Annotated in this window: 18 protein-coding genes and 2 pseudogenes; 13 read left to right on the forward strand and 7 right to left on the reverse strand. The window is 71.4% G+C overall.

The features are described from left to right. Window positions 1-71 precede the first annotated feature (71 nt). Both ACZ619_RS17870 and meaB read left to right on the forward strand, forming a co-directional pair. Window positions 72-1,277: an acetyl-CoA C-acetyltransferase gene (locus tag ACZ619_RS17870; protein ID WP_469599611.1), complete on the forward strand. Its 1,206-nt coding sequence runs from the start codon at window positions 72-74 to the stop codon at window positions 1,275-1,277. A 29-nt stretch (window positions 1,278-1,306) separates the two neighbouring features. Beyond that, window positions 1,307-2,263 carry a methylmalonyl Co-A mutase-associated GTPase MeaB gene (meaB, locus tag ACZ619_RS17875; protein WP_469599613.1) on the forward strand — a complete coding sequence of 319 codons (957 nt, stop codon included), beginning with the start codon at window positions 1,307-1,309 and terminating at the stop codon, window positions 2,261-2,263. Between the two features lie 140 nt (window positions 2,264-2,403). Here meaB and ACZ619_RS17880 read toward each other — a convergent pair whose 3' ends face one another. The 5 genes and pseudogenes from ACZ619_RS17880 to ACZ619_RS17900 form a co-directional block, all read right to left on the reverse strand. Next, window positions 2,404-2,880: a MarR family winged helix-turn-helix transcriptional regulator gene (locus tag ACZ619_RS17880; protein ID WP_469599615.1), complete on the reverse strand. Its 477-nt coding sequence runs from the start codon at window positions 2,878-2,880 to the stop codon at window positions 2,404-2,406. Window positions 2,881-2,972: 92 nt separating this feature from the next. Then, window positions 2,973-3,770: an AIM24 family protein gene (locus ACZ619_RS17885; protein WP_469599617.1), complete on the reverse strand. Its 798-nt coding sequence runs from the start codon at window positions 3,768-3,770 to the stop codon at window positions 2,973-2,975. Further along, window positions 3,767-4,417, reverse strand: a complete 651-nt coding sequence (locus tag ACZ619_RS17890) for an AIM24 family protein (protein ID WP_469599619.1) — start codon at window positions 4,415-4,417, stop codon at window positions 3,767-3,769. Before ACZ619_RS17890 ends, ACZ619_RS17885 begins: the two co-directional genes overlap by 4 nt. A gap of 1 nt (window position 4,418) precedes the next feature. Continuing rightward, a complete protein-coding gene (locus ACZ619_RS17895) occupies window positions 4,419-5,051 on the reverse strand; it encodes an AIM24 family protein (protein WP_469599709.1) in 633 nt (210 codons plus the stop codon). Window positions 5,052-5,234: 183 nt separating this feature from the next. After that, a pseudogene (locus ACZ619_RS17900) lies at window positions 5,235-5,546 on the reverse strand (DUF6191 domain-containing protein); the annotation flags it as partial. Between the two features lie 133 nt (window positions 5,547-5,679). Between ACZ619_RS17900 and ACZ619_RS17905 the strand changes: the two are divergent. The 5 genes from ACZ619_RS17905 to ACZ619_RS17925 all read left to right on the forward strand — a co-directional run bounded on the left by ACZ619_RS17905 (window position 5,680) and on the right by ACZ619_RS17925 (window position 8,561). Then, complete coding sequence (locus tag ACZ619_RS17905; RefSeq protein ID WP_469599621.1) at window positions 5,680-6,024, forward strand: DUF3817 domain-containing protein; 345 nt, start codon at window positions 5,680-5,682, stop codon at window positions 6,022-6,024. Continuing rightward, complete coding sequence (locus ACZ619_RS17910; RefSeq protein ID WP_469599623.1) at window positions 6,021-6,314, forward strand: MTH1187 family thiamine-binding protein; 294 nt, start codon at window positions 6,021-6,023, stop codon at window positions 6,312-6,314. The genes ACZ619_RS17905 and ACZ619_RS17910 overlap by 4 nt, the downstream gene beginning before the upstream one ends. Window positions 6,315-6,493: 179 nt before the next feature. After that, the gene (locus tag ACZ619_RS17915) at window positions 6,494-7,237 is read left to right on the forward strand and encodes a hypothetical protein (protein WP_469599625.1); all 744 of its coding nucleotides are present in this window, start codon (window positions 6,494-6,496) and stop codon (window positions 7,235-7,237) included. Further along, window positions 7,234-7,914 (forward strand): DUF4166 domain-containing protein, encoded by a 681-nt coding sequence (locus tag ACZ619_RS17920; RefSeq protein ID WP_469599627.1) that lies wholly within the window; start codon window positions 7,234-7,236, stop codon window positions 7,912-7,914. Before ACZ619_RS17915 ends, ACZ619_RS17920 begins: the two co-directional genes overlap by 4 nt. Next, a complete protein-coding gene (locus ACZ619_RS17925) occupies window positions 7,911-8,561 on the forward strand; it encodes a TetR/AcrR family transcriptional regulator (protein WP_469599629.1) in 651 nt (216 codons plus the stop codon). The genes ACZ619_RS17920 and ACZ619_RS17925 overlap by 4 nt, the downstream gene beginning before the upstream one ends. Before the next feature lie 95 nt (window positions 8,562-8,656). Here ACZ619_RS17925 and ACZ619_RS17930 read toward each other — a convergent pair whose 3' ends face one another. Next, window positions 8,657-9,646, reverse strand: a complete 990-nt coding sequence (locus ACZ619_RS17930) for an ArsR/SmtB family transcription factor (RefSeq protein ID WP_469599631.1) — start codon at window positions 9,644-9,646, stop codon at window positions 8,657-8,659. 92 nt (window positions 9,647-9,738) lie between these two features. Between ACZ619_RS17930 and ACZ619_RS17935 the strand changes: the two genes are divergently transcribed. The 4 genes from ACZ619_RS17935 (at window position 9,739) to ACZ619_RS17950 (ending at window position 13,682) form a co-directional block, all read left to right on the forward strand. Continuing rightward, window positions 9,739-10,986, forward strand: coding sequence for an MFS transporter (locus tag ACZ619_RS17935; RefSeq protein ID WP_469599632.1), 1,248 nt, complete (start codon window positions 9,739-9,741; stop codon window positions 10,984-10,986). A gap of 21 nt (window positions 10,987-11,007) precedes the next feature. Continuing rightward, a complete protein-coding gene (locus tag ACZ619_RS17940; protein ID WP_469599634.1) occupies window positions 11,008-11,517 on the forward strand; it encodes a MarR family winged helix-turn-helix transcriptional regulator in 510 nt (169 codons plus the stop codon). A 43-nt stretch (window positions 11,518-11,560) separates the two neighbouring features. Beyond that, window positions 11,561-11,899 carry a DUF3817 domain-containing protein gene (locus tag ACZ619_RS17945; protein WP_469599636.1) on the forward strand — a complete coding sequence of 113 codons (339 nt, stop codon included), beginning with the start codon at window positions 11,561-11,563 and terminating at the stop codon, window positions 11,897-11,899. Between the two features lie 82 nt (window positions 11,900-11,981). Beyond that, the gene (locus tag ACZ619_RS17950) at window positions 11,982-13,682 is read left to right on the forward strand and encodes an acyl-CoA mutase large subunit family protein (protein WP_469599638.1); all 1,701 of its coding nucleotides are present in this window, start codon (window positions 11,982-11,984) and stop codon (window positions 13,680-13,682) included. A 203-nt stretch (window positions 13,683-13,885) separates the two neighbouring features. Here the strand turns inward: ACZ619_RS17950 and ACZ619_RS17955 are convergent. Further along, window positions 13,886-14,515 (reverse strand): annotated as a pseudogene (locus ACZ619_RS17955) (TetR/AcrR family transcriptional regulator); the annotation flags it as partial. Between the two features lie 232 nt (window positions 14,516-14,747). Between ACZ619_RS17955 and ACZ619_RS17960 the strand changes: the two are divergent. Beyond that, a complete protein-coding gene (locus ACZ619_RS17960) occupies window positions 14,748-15,719 on the forward strand; it encodes a tetratricopeptide repeat protein (RefSeq protein ID WP_469599640.1) in 972 nt (323 codons plus the stop codon). Window positions 15,720-16,353: 634 nt separating this feature from the next. Next, the gene (locus ACZ619_RS17965; protein ID WP_469599642.1) at window positions 16,354-17,001 is read left to right on the forward strand and encodes a DUF6230 family protein; all 648 of its coding nucleotides are present in this window, start codon (window positions 16,354-16,356) and stop codon (window positions 16,999-17,001) included. The last annotated feature ends 117 nt before the right edge of the window (window positions 17,002-17,118 follow it).

Consider the following 17,118-nt stretch of genomic DNA (forward strand, 5'->3'; position numbering starts at 1 on the left):
TGGGGGGATCCCCCAGACCCCCCCACTCGTTCACTCCTCGGCAGTGCAGCCGGTAAGGGGATTCGCAGCTCATGACCTCTGGAACTTCTGGAACCACCTCGGTGATCGTCGCGGGCGCGCGGACGCCCATGGGACGACTGCTGGGCTCGCTGAAGTCCTTCTCCGGAGCCGACCTCGGCGGCTTCGCGATCAAGGCCGCCCTCGACCGCGCGGGCATCGGCGGCGACCAGGTGCAGTACGTGATCATGGGCCAGGTGCTCCAGGCCGGCGCCGGCCAGATCCCGGCCCGCCAGGCCGCCGTCAAGGCCGGCATCCCGATGAACGTCCCGGCGCTCACCGTCAACAAGGTGTGCCTGTCCGGCCTCGACGCCATCGCCCTGGCCGACCAGCTGATCCGCGCGGGCGAGTTCGACATCGTCGTCGCGGGCGGCCAGGAGTCCATGACCAACGCCCCTCACCTGCTCCCCAAGTCCCGTGAGGGCTTCAAGTACGGCGCCGTCGAGATGCTCGACGCGATGGCCCACGACGGCCTGACCGACGCCTGGGAGAACATCCCGATGGGCGAGTCGACCGAGAAGCACAACACCCGCCTGGGCATCCTGCGCCCCGAGCAGGACGAGATCGCCGCGCTGTCCCACCAGCGGGCCGCCGCCGCCCAGAAGAACGGCGTCTTCGAGGCCGAGATCACCCCGGTCGAGATCCCGCAGCGCAAGGGCGAGGCCGTCGTGTTCAGCAAGGACGAGGGCATCCGCGGCGACACCACGGCCGAGTCGCTCGGCAGGCTGCGGCCCGCGTTCACCCGCGACGGCACCATCACCGCCGGCACCTCCTCGCAGATCTCCGACGGCGCGGCGGCCGTGGTCGTGATGAGCAAGGCCAAGGCCGAGGAGCTCGGCCTCACCTGGCTGGCCGAGATCGGCGCGCACGGCAACGTGGCCGGCCCGGACACCTCGCTCCAGTCCCAGCCGTCCAACGCCATCCGGCACGCCCTGAAGAAGGACGGTCTGGACGTCTCCGACCTCGACCTCATCGAGATCAACGAGGCCTTCGCCGCGGTCGCCGTCCAGTCAATGAAGGACCTCGGGGTGTCCACGGAAAAGGTGAACGTCAACGGCGGCGCCATCGCCCTCGGCCACCCCATCGGCATGTCCGGCGCCCGGCTCGTCCTGCACCTCGCCCTGGAGCTCAAGCGGCGTGGCGGTGGGGTCGGCGCGGCCGCCCTGTGCGGTGGCGGCGGCCAGGGTGACGCACTGATCGTGCGGGTACCGAAGGCCTGAGTACGTTTCTTTGAGCGAACGGAGCTGTGATGCAGGACGTCTCCTCGCTGGTGGCCCGGGCCAGGGAGGGCCGACCGCGTGCGGTGGCCCGGCTGATCTCCCTGGTGGAGGGGGCGTCCCCGCAGCTCAGGGAGGTCATGGCGGCACTCGCTCCGCTCACCGGCAACGCGTACGTGGTGGGCCTGACGGGGTCTCCGGGGGTCGGCAAGTCGACCTCGACCTCCGCGCTCGTCAGTGCCTACCGCAAACAGGGGAAGCGGGTCGGTGTCCTGGCCGTCGACCCGTCCTCCCCGTTCTCCGGCGGCGCCCTGCTGGGCGACCGCGTCCGCATGTCCGACCACGCCTCCGACCCCGGCGTCTACATCCGCTCGATGGCCACCCGCGGGCACCTCGGCGGCCTCGCCTGGTCCGCCCCGCAGGCCATCCGGGTGCTGGACGCGGCGGGCTGCGACGTGATCCTGGTGGAGACGGTCGGCGTCGGCCAGTCCGAGGTCGAGATCGCCTCCCAGGCCGACACCTCCGTCGTCCTCCTCGCCCCCGGCATGGGTGACGGCATCCAGGCCGCCAAGGCCGGAATCCTGGAGATCGGCGACGTCTACGTCGTCAACAAGGCCGACCGGGACGGCGCCGACGCCACCGCCCGCGAACTGAACCACATGCTCGGCCTCGGCGAGTCCCGCGGCCCCGGCGACTGGCGCCCGCCGATCGTCAGGACGGTCGCGTCCCGCGCCGAGGGCATCGACGAACTGGTCGAGGCCCTGGAGAAGCACCGCGCCTGGATGGAGGAACGGGGCGTCCTGGCCGAACGCCGCCTGTCCCGCGCCGCCCGCGAGGTCGAGACGATCGCGGTCACCGCCCTGCGCGAACGCATCGGCGACCTCCACGGAGACCGCCACCTCGACGCCCTCGCCCAGCGCATCGTGGCCGGCGAACTCGACCCCTACCGAGCGGCCGACGAACTGGTGGCAAGCCTGACGGACTCGTGACGAAGAGCCCGTCGGAGCTCTGACGGAGGCCCGACGGAGGCCCGACCCGTGGCCGGTCCGCGGGCCCGGCCGCCGGTTCTCAGCCGAACGGCGGACGGGGTCTGGAGCCTCGTCCGCCGTTGCTCAGGTGCCGTTCGTCGTCACGGGCGCCCGCGCTGTCCCCGCAGGTGTTCCGCGATGGGCTTCAGGCCCTTGTCGAGTTCGGTGAGGGTCTCCGGCGACAGCAGGTCGATGAAGTGCCGTCGCACGGAGGCGACATGATGTGGCGCCACCTTCTTCATGGTCTCCATGCCGTGCTCGGTGAGGACGGCGTACAGTCCGCGGCGGTCCGACTCGCAGTTCTCGCGGCGGACGAGGTTCGCGTTCTCCATCCGGGTGATCTGGTGGGAGAGCCGGCTCTTGGACTGGAGCGTCGCGGCGGCGAGGTCGCTCATCCGCATCCGGTAGTCCTCCGACTCGGACAGGTTCACCAGGATCTCGTAGTCGTTCATCGTCAGGCCGAACGGCTGCAGATCCTTTTCGAGCTGGTACGTCAACAGCCTGTTGACCTCCAGGTGGGTGCGCCAGGCGCACTGCTCCGCATCGGTCAGCCAGCGCGTGGCCGTCTCGGTCTCCATGAATGAAGTCTACCTAAAATGTTGAAAGGCGAACTAGTGACGGTGGTGTGACTGTGCGCACGCGTTCGATGTCACACTCCGCAGACTACCGCTCACAGCCCGAAGCGACGCTGGAGGTCGCCCAGCTGTCCGGGAAGGCGCGGTGCGCCCGATTGCTGTGAGGAGGCTGTGGAGGGAGTGCCTCCACCAGGCACTCCGGGCTCGTGCGGGACCGCTCCCGTGGCCTGCTCGGCCATGAGTGTCTCGGTGGACTGGAGCAGGACCGTGCCGGCCCCCACGAACTCGAACTGGTGCTCCTCCCCGGAGGCCCCTCCGAGCCCCGTCATCGCACGTAGACCGCCCATCACGCCCGTCAGGTAGCCGTGGTCGTAGTGGTGGCACGGGGAGGGGCAGTCGGCCCATCCCACCAGTGCCTGCGGGTCCACCCGGATCGGGGGTTCCATGAACACCACCGGACCGTTGGACGCCGCCACAAACTTTCCGGTTCCGATAAGGGTCAGAAAACCGGGAACGATCGACTGCTTCAGCGCGAGACTTGGCTGAAAAGCGAGCAGGTTGCCGGAGCGAATGGTCAGGTTGCCGTCGTCCAGGTCGTACGAGTTCACGTCGAAGGCCCGGTCGGCGAGGAGCATCTTGCCCGAGCCCTCCGCCACCACCCAGTCGCTCGCGTGCAGAGGCGAATGGAAGGAAGTGCGCACCAGACGGTCCAGCCGGCCGTGTCCGACACCGTTGAAGTCGATCGCCCCGTAGTAGGCGATCATCTTCCCCTTCTGCAGGAACCACTGGCTCCCCTTGAGCTCCACGCAGAAGGTGTACTTGTTCACGTTGTCGTCGACGGGGAGGGTCATCGGGTCGTGGACGACCGGGCCGGCCGCTCCGTACGCGCTCACAGCTTCTCCTCCGACGCCTGGACGTACACCGTGCCGTGGCCGCTGAGCTCCAGCTGGAACGCCTCGCCGGAGCCGCGCCCCACCATGTCCCGCCAGCCCAGCGCGGACGACAGCCTGTTCCGTACGTCGCCGTGGTGGGCGACGTAGGCCTGCGGGTCGACATGGACCGGGCGCTGCGGGGTGACGGGGATCTCGAAGACCCCGCCGTGGGCCATCACCGCGACCGCGCCGTGGCCCTTGAGGGTGGTCGTGAACAGCCCCTGGCCGGTGACCTGGCCGCGCACCATGCCCATGACCCCGCCCTGCGAGCCCATGAACATCGTGCCCTGCTGGAGGGTGCCGTCGAAGGCGAGCAGCCGGTCCGCCTCGACGTACAGCGTGTCGCCGGAGAGGTTGATGACCTGGACGTGGTGGCCGCCGTGCCCGAAGAAGACCGTGCCGCTGCCCTCCACGGTCATGAGGGGGGTCGCCTCCCCGGCGACCCGGCGGCCGAGCATCGACATCAGCCCGCCTTGACCGCCCTGGATGTTGGGTGTGAAGGACACCTCGCCCTTGTAGGCGAGCATCGCCCCGCGCTGGCTGTACAGCCGCTGCCCGGGTACGACGGTCGCCTCGACCATCTTGGAGTTCACCTCGCGCAGGGTCATCTCACAGATCCCCCGCGATCGTGTTCCGCTCGCTCGGCTGTACGTACACCAGGCCGTCCCCCTCGAACCGGATCTGGAAGGCCTCGCCGCCGCCCTCCCCGAACAACGTGCGGAACGTCACACCCGCCTGGAAGGACTGGCGCAGGTCGCCCTGGTGGGCGATGTACGCCCCCGGGTCGACGGTCAGCGGGTACTGGCGGCTCACCCGCAGCACCACCGCGGGGCCGTCGGACATGATCGCGGCCTGGCCGTGGCCCTCGACCGTGGTGGTGAACAGGCCGTTGCCCTGGGAGGCGCCGCGCAGCCCGGTGAAGGTCGTGCCGGTGCGCAGCCCGGCGTCGGTCGCGAGCAGGTTGCTCGACTCGACGTACAGCTTGTCGCCCCGCAGGCCGACCAGGTTGATCTCGGACGCCCGGTCCGCGAACCAGCACGTCCCGTGCCCCTTCACCTCCATCACGGTCATCTGCTCGCCGGTGAGCCGCCGGGTCACCATCCCGCGCAGCCCCTCACCGCCGCCGCTCAGCTTCTTGAACGCCATCTGTCCGTCGTACGCGACCATCGAGCCGTTCTTCGCCTTCACGGCGTCCCCGGTCATCTCGACGGCGAGCACCTTGCTTCCCTGCAGTCGGAACATCGCCACGCAGCGAAGGTAGCCGCAGCCGGACACCGGCAAAAGCTCCCCCGGACGGACCTTCCCCGGAACCGACCCCTAGGGGCCGACTCGCCGGCCCGCCGAGCAGCCGCGCAGTCGATCCGCAGGCCCGCCGGTCCGCCGGTCCGCCGGCACGTCACCCCCGCGGTCTCGGGGGTTCGGCGTGCCGTCCGCCCGGAGGCGTATCACCGCCGTGCCGGCCGTCAGGCCGACGGTGGATCCCGGGGGTGCGCCGTCCTCCTCGTCGTCGCGCAGGACCAGCGCGCTCTGCCGTTCCTTGAGCTCGTTCTGCCTGCCGGGGGAGAGGGCCGCGTGCAGCTGTTCGAAGCCGGTCGCGGAGATCTGCCCCTGCCGTCCCGCGTTCCGCCAGGCCAGCACCCCGGCCCGCCCGGCCCGCAGCAGCAACTGGTCCACGAAGGCCATCGCGGTGAGCACCACCACCGGCCCCGGCGGCGTCATGAAGAAGACGGCCTGCATAACCCCAACCCCTTCGACGAGGGGGCCGGCCTCCCACCCCCGCGCCGTGCCCGCGACGCCTCTTTGCCACAATGGTTGAACGTTTGTGCTCGCGTTCACAAAGAGTGGACGTCACTCCCACCGAAGGTGACCCGTGGACATCAAGACCGCCACCGCCATCCGCCGCCTCCGTCTGGTCTCAGCCCCGGAGGCCGTGTCCTTCCTGATCCTCCTCGTCTGCTCGGTGCTCAAGCGGACCACGGACTTCAACGCGGTGCCCGTGATGGGCGCGGTCCACGGTGTCCTGTTCATCCTCTACGTGATCTTCTGGGCCGACGCCTGGAACCGCGCCAAGTGGCCGCTGGGGACCGGCCTCCTCTACTTCGTGCTCTCCGTCCTGCCGACCGGCGGCTTCTTCGCCGAGCGCCGGCTGCGCCGCGAGGCCGAGGCCGCGGTCATCGCCGCCCGGGCCCGCAAGGAAGGGGTCGTGAACGCATGATCGTCGCCTTCTCCGTGACGCCGCTGGGCGTGGGCGAGGACGTGGGGGAGTACGTCGCCGACGCCGTCCGGGTGGTCCGCGAGTCCGGGCTGCCCAACCGCACCGACGCCATGTTCACCTCGATCGAAGGCGACTGGGACCAGGTCATGGACGTCGTCCGGCGCGCCGTCGCCGCCGTCGAGGAGCGCGCCCCGCGGGTCTCCCTGGTCCTCAAGGCGGACATCCGGCCCGGTGTCACCGACGGACTCACCAGCAAGGTGGAGACCGTCGAACGGCACCTCGCCGGCTAGCCGTTCCCGCGCGCGACCCCGGTCCTGTCCCAGGGCCGGGGTTTTTTCCGCCCGCCGATTGAGCGGTTGCTCAAAAACAGGTAGCTTCGCCTCCACAGGATTTGAGCAGTCGCTCAAAAGGCGCTCGACTGCCGCTCCGCAGCCGCTCGAAGAACCAGGTGACGGGGGTAGGAGACCAGATGGGGCTCTACATAGAGGCGCACATCCGCGCCGACCTCGACGAGATCTGGGCGCGTACCCAGGACCCGGCCCGGCACCAGCGCTGGGACCTGCGGTTCACCGAGATCCACCACCTTCCGCGCGCGACGGGCGAGCCGCAGCGGTTCCGTTACGCCACCCGGCTGCTGCCCTTCCTCACCGTCGCCGGCACCGGCGTCCTGGCCGGCGAGAAGGAACGCCCCGACGGCACCCGCACCTCGGCCCTGCGCTTCGCCGCCCCGCACCCGCTCTCGCTGCTCGCCGAGGGCAGCGGCTACTGGCGCTACGTCCCGGTGGCCGACGGCGTCCGCTTCCTCACCGGCTACGACTACCGCCCCCGCTGGGGCGTCCTCGGCGCGCTCGCCGACCGGCTGCTCCTGCGCCCCCTGATGGGCTGGGCCACCGCCTGGTCCTTCGACCGGCTGCGGCTGTGGCTGGAACACGGGATCACCCCCGAGCGGGCCCGGCGCAACTGGCTGGCCGAGCTGGCGGCCCGGGCGCTGCTGGCCGGCGTCTGCGTGACCGGCCTGAGCCGGGGCCCGGTCCTCGGCACGCTCTCGCCCGCCGTCGCGTTCCCGCTGCCGCTGCTCCTCGTCGTCACCCTCTTCCTCGTGCTCTTCAAGTCGCCCCTCGCCACCACCCCCGCCGCCCGCCGCTGTCTGCGCACCGCGCCCGCCCGGGTGACCGCGCCCGGGGTCCTGCGCACGCTGGAGGAACAGTCGTGACGTCGATGTTCCGGGCCGTGCTGGGCGCCGACTTCGCGCGTCTGCACCCGCGGCTCCAGCGGCGGTTCTCGGTCGGCACGGCGAGCGGGGAGGCCTGCACCGGCCGGGGCGTGATGGAACGGATCTGGCACGGCGGGGCCTTCGTGAGGCCTTTCCTGGCCCTCGGCGCCACCCGCAACATCCTGGTGCCGGACCAGGGCCGGAACATCCCCTTCAAGATCGAGAATGTGCCGTACACGGACACCTTCGGCCGTGAGACGGTGAGCTTCGTGCGCACCTTCGACCTGCCGGGCCGTGCCCGCCGCTTCGACGCCCAGATGGTGCTCAGTCCCAAGGGCGACCGCATCCTCGACTATCTCGGCACCCACCAGCACCTCGCCAGCGAGCTGCACCTGCGGGTCGAGCCCGATGGCTCGCTGCTGATCCGCTCCGGCGAACACCGCTTCAGGGAGGGGCCGGTGGACGTCCGCGTCCCCGGGCTCGTCGGCGCGCAGGCCGAGGTGCGCGAGTCCTACGACGACCGGGCCGGCCGGTTCCGGATCCGGGTGCGGGTCGTCAACCGGTACTTCGGGCCGCTCTTCGGCTACCAGGGCTCCTTCCGGGTGTCGTACGGCGACATCCGCGACCGCGGGGTGCGGCCCGGGCTGCGCCCGGTGCGTGAGGAGTCGCGCGCGTGAGCCCGGAGACGGCCAGGTCGGCGGAGACGAAGACCAAGCTGCTGGAGGGCGCGCTGCGGACGCTCACCGAGCAGGGGATCGCCGGGACGTCGGCCCGGACGGTGGCGGCGGCGGCCGGTGTCAACCAGGCGCTCGTCTTCTACCACTTCGGATCCGTGGACGAACTGCTCGCCGCGGCCTGCCGGTACGGCGCCGAACAGGCCGTCGCCCGCTTCCGTCCCCGCCTGGCCGAGGTCGGCTCGCTCTCCGAACTCCTCGCGGTGGGACGGCAGGTGCACGAGGAGGAGCGCGCGGGCGGCCATGTCGCCCTCCTCGGCCAGCTGCTGGCCGGCGCCCAGACCCACGAACTGCTCGGCCCCGCCACGGCGGACGGCCTCGACCTGTGGATCGCCGAGATCGAACGGGTCCTGGTCCGGGTCCTCGCGGCCACCCCCTTCGGCGAGTTCACCGACCCCGCCGGACTCGCCCGCGCCGTCGTCGCGTCCTTCGTCGGCATAGAGCTGTACGAGGGCGTCGACGAGATCGGCGCCCACGCGGCCCTGGACGCCCTGGAACAGCTCGGCGCCCTGGCCACCGCCCTGGACGAACTGGGCCCGATCGCCCAGCGCGCGGTCCGCCACCACCTGCGCCGCACGGGCCGCGGCTGAGCGCTCCGCGCAAGACGCCGTGCCGCGCCGCCGCCCGGCCGCGGCACCGTCGTGGCCGGCCGCGCGGATCCCCGCCCCCCGGCGGGCGTTCCGGCTCACCGGGGTGTGATGTTCGAGGCCAGGGCGATGCCCAGCGGAGTCCGTTCGTACAGCACCTGGTGGCCGTAGCGGCGGGAGGTCAGCAGGCCCGCGTCGCGCAGCAGCGTCAGGTGCGCGGAGACGGAGGAGGGGGCCAGGCGGAGGCGGTGGGCCAGCGCGCTGGTGGTCGCCGGTTCGGACAGGGCGGTGAGGACGGTGGCCCGGCCCCGGCCCAGGAGCCGTACCAGCGCGTCCGGCGTGTCCTCGGCCGGGTCGGTCCACAGGCCGCCGATGCCCCGGGCCGGGTAGACCAGGGTGGGCCGCGCGGGCGGGTCGAAGGTGCTGATCACGTCCGGCCAGGCGAACACGCTCGGCATCAGCACCAGCCCCTGCCCGCCGAGGCGCCGCTCGTACACACCGGGCGACTGCACGGTCAGCGTCCCGCTCCGCCAGCCGCAGCGCGTGTGGATCTCCGGCAGCAGTCCGCCCAGGCCCACCTCCGCGAGCCGCCGGGAGTGGAAGGCGATGTCCGCCTCCAGCAGGGCGCGCAGCCGCGGCCAGTCCGGGGCCACCAGGACCCGCCAGGCCTCGGCGAGCGCGGCCGTCAGCTCCCGCACCATGCGCGGCGGATCGGCCAGCCAGGCCCGTGCCGTGGCCGACTCCAGTGCGCCCGGGGTGTCGGCGAGCGAGCGCGCGGTGTCGGCCCGCGCCACCCGCGGGTCCACCGCCCGCAGCACCGCCAGCTCCTCCTCGGCGGAGGCCGCCGGGCCGGACGGCGGCGGCACCAGCCAGTCCGGGCTGTGACCGCGCCGGGGCATCAGCAGCCACAGCGGGGTCAGGTCGAGACCGGCGGCCACCGTCCTGATCCGGCGCAGCCAGGGTGCGTGGTAGCCGTGCCGGTCCGGCCGCCGCAGCGTGCGCACCGCCTCCTGGGTCTCCCACAGCGGCGACACGGCGAACCGGCACCGGAGGTAGTCGTCCTCGTCGAAGTGGAGATGGGAGGGCATCGCGGATCCCGGGGACCTGGGGAGGAAGGGGGAAGATTCGGCTGGTGCCGAAACTCTAAGCGACCGGCCGCGGCCCGGGCACGCTGCGGTCCATGTCCGCGCCCGTTCTGGAGAAACCCGCCGGCTACGGCCGTGTCCTCGCCGTTCCCGAGTTCCGCGCCGTCTTCGCCGCCCACGTCCTGTCCATGCTCGGCGTGATCGTCAGCGAGATCGCCCTGACCGTGCTGGTGTACGACCTCACGGGGTCGCCGCTGCTCAGCGCGCTGACCTTCGCGCTCGGCTTCCTGCCGTACCTGGTCGGCGGCACCCTGCTGGCCGGGGTCGGCGACCGCCACCCCGCCCGGCGGGTGCTGGTGGTGTGCGACCTGGTGTGCGCGGCGTGCGTGGCCGCGATGGCGGTGCCCGGCACCGGGATCGGGGTGCTGCTCGCGCTGCGCTGCGCGCTCGCCGTCGTCTCGCCGGTGTTCGCCGGCACCCGGATGGCGACCCTCTCCGACGTCCTCGGCGGCGGCGACCTGTTCGTGCTGGGCCGCTCCCTGCTGCGGATCGTCGCCCAGAGCGCGCTGCTCGTCGGCTACGGCCTCGGCGGACTGCTGCTCACCGTCCTCACCCCGCGTCACGCCCTGCTGATCACCGTCGCCACCTTCCTCGCCTCGGCGCTGCTGCTGCGCCTGGGCACCCGGCACCGTCCGGCGCGGGGCGGCCGGGCCCGGGAGCGGGCCGGCACCCGCCGGCTCCTGGCCGACCGCCGGCTCCGCCTGCTGCTCCTGCTCTTCTGGGTCCCGTCGATGTTCGCCGTCGTCCCCGAGGCCCTCGCGGCCCCCTACGCCGACGTGCTCGGCGCCGGTTCCCCCGGGCTCGGCCTGCTGATGTGCGCGCTGCCGGTCGGCACGGTGGCCGGCGAGCTGTTCGCGGGGGCGCGGCTCGGCCCGGCCGCCCGGGAGCGGATCGCCCTCCCGCTGGTCTGCCTCACCCTGCTGCCGTACCTGGGCTACGCCCTGCACCCGTCGCTGGCGGTGTCGCTGCTGCTCCTGCTGGTGGCGGGGGCCGGGTCGGCGTACACGCTGGGACTGGACCAGTGGTTCGTGCGGGGCGTGCCGGAGGAACTGCGCGGCCGGGCGATGACCGTGCTGAGCGCGGGGCTGATGACCGTGCAGGGCGTCGGCATGACGCTGGCCGGGGCGGTGGCGGAGGTGGCCGGGGTGCGGGCCGCCGTGGCGGGGGCCGGGGTGGTGGGGGCGGTGTGCTGCTGCGCCCTGGCGGTGGCCGCCCGGCGGGCGGGGCCGTGGGCGCCGCAGCCGCGCCGACCGAAAGCCGAGACGCGGCTGACCGATATGTAACCGGCCGGTAGGGTCGATGGCGTGCCCAAGCCTCTCAGTCTTCCCTTCGACCCCATCGCCCGTGCCGACGACCTCTGGAAGCGGCGCTGGGGAAACGTCCCGTCGATGGCCGCGATCACCTCGATCATGAGGGCGCAGCAGATCCTGCTGGCCGAGGTCGACGCGGTGGTCAAACCGTACGGGCTGACGTTCGCGCGCTACGAGGCGCTGGTGCTGCTCACCTTCTCCAAGGCCGGTGAGCTGGCGATGTCGAAGATCGGCGAGCGTCTGATGGTGCACCCGACGTCCGTGACGAACACCGTCGACCGGCTGGTGAGGTCCGGGCTGGTCGACAAGCGGCCCAACCCCAACGACGGGCGCGGCACGCTCGCCACGATCACCGGGAAGGGCCGCGAGGTCGTCGAGTCCGCCACCCGCGACCTGATGGCGATGGACTTCGGCCTGGGCGCCTACGACGCCGAGGAGTGCGCGGAGATCTTCGCCATGCTGCGGCCGCTGCGGGTCTCGGCACACGACTTCGACGAGGAGTGACCCGGGGCAAGATCTCCCGGAACGGGTGGTTACGCTCGTCCCCATGAAAAAGAGCGTGCTGACCCGCTACCGCGTCCTGGCCTATGTCACCGGTGTGCTGCTGGTGCTGCTGTGCCTGAGCATGATCGCCAAGTACGGGCTGGACATCGACGGTGCGGCCGACGTCACGCGGGTCGTCGCCATCGCGCACGGCTGGCTCTACGTCGTCTACCTGGTCTTCGCCTTCGACCTGGGCTCCAAGGCGAAGTGGCCGGTCGGCAAGCAGCTGTGGGTGCTGCTGGCGGGGACGATCCCGACGGCCGCCTTCTTCGTGGAGCGCAGGATCAGCCGGGAGCTCGACGGCAAGGTGACCGGGGCCGCTCCCGTCGTCGCCAAGGCCTAGAACCGGGCCCGGCCGCCGTACGGACACCCGTGCGGCGGTTCTCCATCGACATTTACTTGGACGTCCTAGTAAATTCGGGGGTATGGACGCTGACGCCATCGAGGAGGGCCGCCGTCGCTGGCAGGCCCGCTACGACGCGGCCCGCACCCGGGACGCCGACTTCACCACGCTCTCCGGGGATCCCGTGGAGCCGGTGTACGGACCCCGGAGCGGGGACACGTACGAGGGATTCGAGCGGATCGGCTGGCCGGGTGAGTACCCCTTCACCCGCGGGCTGTACCCCACCGGCTACCGCGGGCGGACCTGGACCATCCGGCAGTTCGCCGGGTTCGGCAACGCGGAGCAGACCAACGAGCGCTACAAGATGATCCTCGGCAACGGGGGCGGCGGTCTGTCCGTGGCCTTCGACATGCCGACCCTCATGGGCCGCGACTCCGACGAGCCGCGCTCGCTCGGCGAGGTCGGGCACTGCGGCGTCGCCGTCGACTCCGCCGCCGACATGGAGGTCCTGTTCAAGGACATCCCGCTGGGCGACGTCACCACCTCGATGACGATCAGCGGTCCCGCGGTGCCGGTCTTCTGCATGTACCTCGTCGCGGCCGAGCGCCAGGGCGTGGACCCCGCCGTGCTCAACGGCACCCTCCAGACCGACATCTTCAAGGAGTACATCGCCCAGAAGGAGTGGCTCTTCCAGCCCGAGCCGCACCTGAGGCTGATCGGCGACCTGATGGAGTACTGCGCCGCCGGCATCCCCGCGTACAAGCCGCTGTCCGTCTCCGGCTACCACATCCGGGAGGCCGGGGCGACGGCCGCGCAGGAGCTGGCGTACACGCTCGCGGACGGCTTCGGGTACGTCGAACTGGGCCTCAGCCGCGGCCTCGACGTCGACGTCTTCGCTCCCGGCCTCTCCTTCTTCTTCGACGCCCACGTCGACTTCTTCGAGGAGATCGCCAAGTTCCGCGCGGCCCGCCGGATCTGGGCGCGGTGGATGCGGGACGTGTACGGGGCGCGCTCCGAGAAGGCCCAGTGGCTGCGCTTCCACACCCAGACCGCGGGGGTCTCGCTGACCGCGCAGCAGCCGTACAACAACGTGGTCCGTACGGCGGTGGAGGCGCTCGCGGCCGTGCTCGGCGGGACCAACTCGCTGCACACCAACGCCCTCGACGAGACGCTGGCGCTGCCGAGCGAGCAGGCCGCCGAGATCGCGCTGCGCACCCAGCAGGTGCTGATGGAGGAGACCGGGGTCGCCAACGTGGCCGATCCGCTGGGCGGTTCCTGGTACGTCGAGCAGCTCACCGACCGGATCGAGGCCGACGCCGAGAAGGTCTTCGAGCAGATCAGGGAGCGGGGGCTGCGCGCCCACCCGGACGGACGGCACCCGATCGGGCCGATCACGTCCGGCATCCTGCGGGGCATCGAGGACGGCTGGTTCACCGGGGAGATCGCCGAGTCCGCGTTCCGGTACCAGCGGGCGCTGGAGAAGGGCGAGAAGCAGGTCGTCGGGGTGAACGCGCACACCGGTTCGGTGACCGGGGACCTGGAGATCCTGCGGGTCTCGCACGAGGTGGAGCGGGAGCAGGTGCGCGTCCTCGGGGAGCGCAAGGCGGCGCGCGACGAGCCGGCGGTGCGGGCGGCGCTGGACGCGATGCTGGCCGCCGCGCGCGGCGGGGCCAACATGATCGCACCGATGCTGGAGGCGGTACGGGCCGAGGCGACCCTGGGCGAGATCTGCGGGGTGCTGCGCGACGAGTGGGGGGTGTACACGGAGCCGGCCGGCTTCTAGCCGCCGCCCGCCGGGAGAAGAGGGAGCGGGGCTCAGCCCGCCGTGCCGCCGGAACCTGTGCCGCCGGGGCCCGCGCCCCCGGAACCCGTGCCCTCGGGACCTGTGCCCCCGGGATCCGTGCCCCCGGAACCCGTGTGCCCGGAACCCTTGCCGCCGGAACCTGTGCCGCCGGGGCCCGCGCCCCCGGAACCCGTGCCGCAGGAACCCGGGTCCCCGGCCTGCTGGGCGGTCAGGCCCTGGAGCAGGACCTGGGTGAAGGTGCGCACCCACGCGGCGTCCGCGGGCTTGCCGCTCATCAGGGTGCGGTGGACCACGGCGCCCGCGACCATGTCGAAGATGAGGTCGGCGGTGCGGGCGGCCTCCTCGGGGTCGGATTCCGCGGGGAGTTCGCCGCGGCACTGCGCGCGGGCGCGGCCCTCCAGGACGAGCCGCTTCTGGCGGTCGACGACGGACGCGCGGATCCGCTCGCGCAGCGCCTCGTCGCGGGTGGACTCGGCGACCGCCGCCATCAGCCCGCTCTTGGCCTCGGGGCGGTCCAGGATCGCCGCGAACTGGAGCACCACGCCCTCGATGTCGCCGGCGAGGCTGCCGCGGTCGGGGAGTTCGAGTTCGTCGAAGAGCTCCGCGACCGCGTCGACGACCAGTTCGCTCTTGCCCGCCCAGCGGCGGTAGAGCGTCGTCTTGGCGACCCCGGCCCGGGTCGCCACGTCCCCCAGCGTCAGCTTGGACCAGCCCAGTTCGACCAGCGCCTGCCGCGTCGCGGCCAGGATCGCCGCGTCCGCGGCGGCGCTGCGCGGACGGCCGGTACGGCTGGCGGGGGTGCGGCTCTGCATCCCACGACCATAACCGGCGGTTCATGCGACGCCGTGAGGGAGATCACCGGAATGCGGTGTCGCGCGGCCCCCCGATGGCATTACGCTACGAGTCGTAGCGAAAACGTGTGGCCGGCCGGACGGGCGAGGAGTGCGCGGGCGCGGGTGGGGACCCGGCGCCCCGGAGACCCGCGTCGGACCCGGCTTTCACATCGCTTTTCACTTGCGCGCCGGAACGAGGGAGGATAGACGCATGCAGCCACGGAACATGTCCATGAGCGGGGTCGTCGACCTCGCCGCGGTGAAGGCGGCCCAGGAGGCCAAGACCAAGGCCGAGCAGGCGCGCGCCGAATCGGCCCGGCAGGGTGGTGCCGGCGCGGTGTCCCCGGCCGACCTGGTCATCGACGTCGACGAAGCGGGCTTCGAGCGCGAAGTCCTGCAACGGTCCGCCGAAGTCCCCGTCGTCATCGACTTCTGGGCCGAGTGGTGTCAGCCCTGCAAGCAGCTGAGCCCGGTCCTGGAGCGGCTCACCATCGAGTACGGCGGCCGCATCCTGCTGGCCAAGATCGACGTCGACGCCAACCAGATGCTGATGCAGCAGTTCGGGGTCCAGGGGATCCCGGCCGTCTTCGCGGTCGTCGCGGGACAGGCGCTGCCGCTCTTCCAGGGCGCGGCCGGCGAGGACCAGATCCGGGGGACGCTGGACCAGCTGGTGCAGGTCGCCGAGCAGCGGTTCGGCCTGACCGGTCTGGTCGTCGACCCCGACGCCGAGCCGGGTGAACGGCCCGAACCCGAAGAGCAGGAGGGGCCCTACGACGCGCTCCTGGAGGCCGCCGTCCAGGCGCTGGACGCGGGCGACCTGGCCGGTGCGGTGCAGGCGTACCAGAACGTGCTGAGCGACGACCCCGCCAACAGCGAGGCGAAACTGGGCCTCGCGCAGGCCGAGTTGCTCCAGCGGGTGCAGGGCCTGGACCCGCAGCGGGTGCGCGGGGAGGCGGCCGAGAAGCCCGCCGACGCCGAGGCGCAGATCGCGGCCGCCGACCTGGATCTGGTGGGCGGTCATGTGGAGGACGCCTTCGGGCGGTTGATCGAGACCGTGCAGCGGACGGCCGGCGACGACCGGGACGCCGTACGGCGGCGGCTCCTCGAACTCTTCGAGGTCGTCGGCACCGACGACCCGCGGGTCGTGGGAGCGCGCCGGGCGCTGGCGCGGGCGCTGTTCTGAACACGGTGCTGACCAGTCGCTAAACGTCACTTCCTGTGATGCCGCAGTGAAAGATTTGCCGACGAGGTGTCACAGCGGCCGCTCTTTACCAAATCTTGGTAATCGCGGCCGCTGTTACTCGCAGTAAATCAGGGACGTGGATCTGTCTGATTCCGTCCGGGGATCAATATCTTTGTTCTCCCCTTCGATGCCACCCAGAGTCGTACTTCGAGACCGGTGGGTCGTCCATCGGTTATCCGCCCGTTACTACCGAGTAACGAAGCCCCTTGTGCGGGCGGCGAGAATGCACCACGATCGGCGACGCTCGGTCCAATCCCGTACCCCGACAGCCGGTCGGGTGCGCGGGTTCATCTGGGTCCCCACCGAGCAGAGTCGGCGGCAGTGACGCCGGCTCTTGGGCAGGGGGGTCTTCGCCCTGAGGCGAAGCCTGTCCAGCAAGGTTGTGCGTGATGCGTGTCAGGCGCGACCAGTGGTTGTCGCTCGGGGGTGATCGCCGGTGATCGAGGTGCGGTTCGCGCCTCCGAGTGCGGGCGCTCCCCTTCCGAGGACGTAGCACTTCTCCCATCCCTGCCCGGCTGAGCCGCCGTTGGGGGCGAGTCCGGGCCAGGAGATGTACGTCCGAGAAGGAGGAAATATGGAGTCCCAGGTGCGTGGCGGGACCAGATGGAAGCGGTTCGCTGTGGTCATGGTGCCCAGCGTCGCCGCCACGGCGTGTATAGGTGTCGCCCTCGCGCAGGGCGCTCTCGCCGCGTCGTTCAGCGTGTCGGGCCAGCAGTTCAAGGTCACGGCGGACCAGCTCGAGGGCGACGGCTTCGTCCAGTACGGCGCGGTCGACTCGGGCTACACCCTCGCGGGTAAGAGCACGATCCACCCGGTCGCGGTCTCGGCGTTCAACACGGCGACGATCACGAACCTGTGCCAGTCCGTGGTCACGCCGAACGTCCCGATCTTCGGGAACGTCAGCCTGATCCTGAAGGCCGGCACCGACAGCAGCAAGCCGGTCGAGGCCAGCAAGCTGTACATCGACCTCGACGACCTCAGCGCCGACGCGACGTTCACCAACATCAACATCGGTGTCGCCGCCAAGGACTCGACCAAGGGTCCCGGCGTCAAGTCGGACGAGGTCACCAAGCAGCAGACGAACCCCTACGGGTTCGCCCAGGAGGCCGACCACGCCTCGCTGTCCGGCGTGAAGCAGACGGCGTGGGCCACCACTGCCGGAACCTTCAAGCTGAGCGGTCTGCACATGTCGATCTCGACGTCGGGAGCGGAGTGCTACTAAGCACCCCGTGACGGGCGGGGGAGCCGACGGCACCCCCGCCCCCCCCACTTCCACTTGCGGTCTTCCTCGCGGTACAACGCACCATCACCGCCCGACCGAAGCAACCACAGCAAAGCC

The organism is Streptomyces sp. NPDC104367 (assembly GCF_055583825.1).

Coding starts and splice junctions, on each gene's coding strand:
- ACZ619_RS17910 (WP_469599623.1), top strand. CDS start 6,021: ATGATCGTCGCCTTCTCCGTGACGCCGCTGGGCGTGGGCGAGGACGTG.
- ACZ619_RS17890 (WP_469599619.1), bottom strand. CDS start 4,417: ATGACCCTGCGCGAGGTGAACTCCAAGATGGTCGAGGCGACCGTCGTA.
- ACZ619_RS17960 (WP_469599640.1), top strand. CDS start 14,748: ATGCAGCCACGGAACATGTCCATGAGCGGGGTCGTCGACCTCGCCGCG.
- ACZ619_RS17935 (WP_469599632.1), top strand. CDS start 9,739: ATGTCCGCGCCCGTTCTGGAGAAACCCGCCGGCTACGGCCGTGTCCTC.
- ACZ619_RS17965 (WP_469599642.1), top strand. CDS start 16,354: ATGGAGTCCCAGGTGCGTGGCGGGACCAGATGGAAGCGGTTCGCTGTG.
- ACZ619_RS17930 (WP_469599631.1), bottom strand. CDS start 9,646: ATGCCCTCCCATCTCCACTTCGACGAGGACGACTACCTCCGGTGCCGG.
- ACZ619_RS17915 (WP_469599625.1), top strand. CDS start 6,494: ATGGGGCTCTACATAGAGGCGCACATCCGCGCCGACCTCGACGAGATC.
- ACZ619_RS17945 (WP_469599636.1), top strand. CDS start 11,561: ATGAAAAAGAGCGTGCTGACCCGCTACCGCGTCCTGGCCTATGTCACC.
- ACZ619_RS17870 (WP_469599611.1), top strand. CDS start 72: ATGACCTCTGGAACTTCTGGAACCACCTCGGTGATCGTCGCGGGCGCG.
- ACZ619_RS17880 (WP_469599615.1), bottom strand. CDS start 2,880: ATGGAGACCGAGACGGCCACGCGCTGGCTGACCGATGCGGAGCAGTGC.
- ACZ619_RS17950 (WP_469599638.1), top strand. CDS start 11,982: ATGGACGCTGACGCCATCGAGGAGGGCCGCCGTCGCTGGCAGGCCCGC.
- meaB (WP_469599613.1), top strand. CDS start 1,307: ATGCAGGACGTCTCCTCGCTGGTGGCCCGGGCCAGGGAGGGCCGACCG.
- ACZ619_RS17895 (WP_469599709.1), bottom strand. CDS start 5,051: ATGTTCCGACTGCAGGGAAGCAAGGTGCTCGCCGTCGAGATGACCGGG.